1 protein-coding gene is annotated in these 243 nt (G+C 39.1%); it reads right to left on the bottom strand.

Annotated elements, in window-relative coordinates; translation table 11 throughout:
* A partial coding sequence (locus AWV70_RS22575; protein WP_153010117.1) for an MFS transporter occupies window positions 1-243 on the bottom strand: 243 nt, incomplete at both ends.

The raw sequence follows: 243 nt of genomic DNA, 5'->3' as shown, positions 1-243 counted from the left end.
GTGCTGGAAATGCAGCTGCACCAGCTCCTTGAATAAATCGAGCCAGAATAAGTATGGGAAAAAAAGAATGTCCAACAAACCCAATTCCCGATCCGAAGCAATTTATTATAATCCCAAATAGGAGTAACCTTTTAATGCCTAGCTGATCAGATAGCTTTCCATATAGAGCTGTTCCAATAGAAAAGGTTAACATAAAGGCTGTGTTCACCCAGTTTGTACTCGCCGGTGATTTATTAAAATCAT

The organism is Sporosarcina koreensis, from assembly GCF_001531445.1.
GTDB classification, from domain to species: domain Bacteria; phylum Bacillota; class Bacilli; order Bacillales_A; family Planococcaceae; genus Sporosarcina; species Sporosarcina koreensis_C.
The sequence above is the reverse complement of the archived record's forward strand: the minus strand, read 5'-3'. Positions and strand labels throughout refer to the sequence as shown.